At 40.7% G+C, this 1,241-nt stretch carries 1 protein-coding gene; it reads right to left on the bottom strand.

All coding sequences use genetic code 11. From position 1 onward, the window contains the following. Positions 1-131: 131 nt before the first annotated feature. The coding region (locus AC1DSB_RS19550; protein ID WP_477587446.1) for a MalY/PatB family protein at positions 132-1,241 on the bottom strand (1,110 nt) is incomplete at its 5' end.

Raw genomic sequence — 1,241 nt, 5'->3', positions numbered from 1 at the left:
GCTATGTGTTAACTTTCATGTGATACCAACAAGTATGTGATTTTCATACTAGTTGGCTCATGCAGAACGTGCGACCAGCGCAAAATGTACGTTAAAAAACAAACGGTTTTAACAGAGTAATTAAATTTAGTTTAAGTTAAAGCCTTTATAAAACGGTCAACCCCATCATTAAGAATCGAGCGAGGACAAGCGACATTCATTCTGAAGAAGCCTGTTCCGGCTTGTCCATATTTAGAACCAGGTTCCAAAGCAAGCTTTCCTTTGGTCAACAGTAAATTCATGATCTCTTTTTCAGATAGACCGGTATCGCGAGTATCGATCCATAACAGGTATGTTCCATTCGGCTTAGCAATTTTCACGGCAGGAACAGCTTTGGTTATTTCAGCAATGGCATAGTCCATATGTGAAGAAAAGACAGTCAGCAATTCTTCTAACCAAGGTTCACCATGTTCGTAAGCGGCTGTTAAAGCAGTTGCCGCAAATGGACTCAATTCCATTTGGCCATGAGCAAGCGCGTTTTCTTTTAGTTTTTCCCGTTTCTCTTCGTCTGTCACAATCATGACGGCAGCTTGTATACCAGCCAAGTTAAAGGTTTTTGTGGGAGCAACACAAGTAATAATGCGATGTTCTTCACCATTTGCAACTGTAACAAGTGGGATATGTCGATGTGGAGCAAAAACCAGGTCACTATGTATTTCATCAGATAAAATCAAGGTATCATATTTAGCACACAACCGAACGATTTCTTCTAAAGTTTCTTTTGACCACACCATACCACCAGGATTGTGGGGATTACATAAAATGTAAAGTTTCACGCCTTGAGCCAACTGGTTTTCAAAACTATCCAAATCAAATTCATAAACGCCATTTTTTTCAATTAGGAAATTCTCAACAAGTTGTCTTCCTTGTTTTTCGGGAATTGAGAAAAACGGGGGATAGACAGGAGATGAGATCAGGATGCTGTCTCCTTTTTTAGTGAATGTTTCAATTACTGTCGCTATGGCAGGAACTACACCGTGATGAAAAAGCATCCATTCACTTTGTGTTTGCCATCCGTGGCGTTGAAGCAACCAATTTTGCACGGCAGTTCTACATCCTTCACACATGTAGGAGTAGCCAAAGACCGGGTGTTTGAGTCGATCTTGAAGTGCATCAATGACGGCTTGAGGAGCTGCAAAATCCATGTCTGCTACCCACATTGGCAAAATATCCGAAGCATCTTCAATCCCATATATTATCTC

Source organism: Paenisporosarcina sp. P4_E4_2 (assembly GCF_056401595.1).
This window is presented reverse-complemented; position numbering and strand designations above follow the sequence as displayed.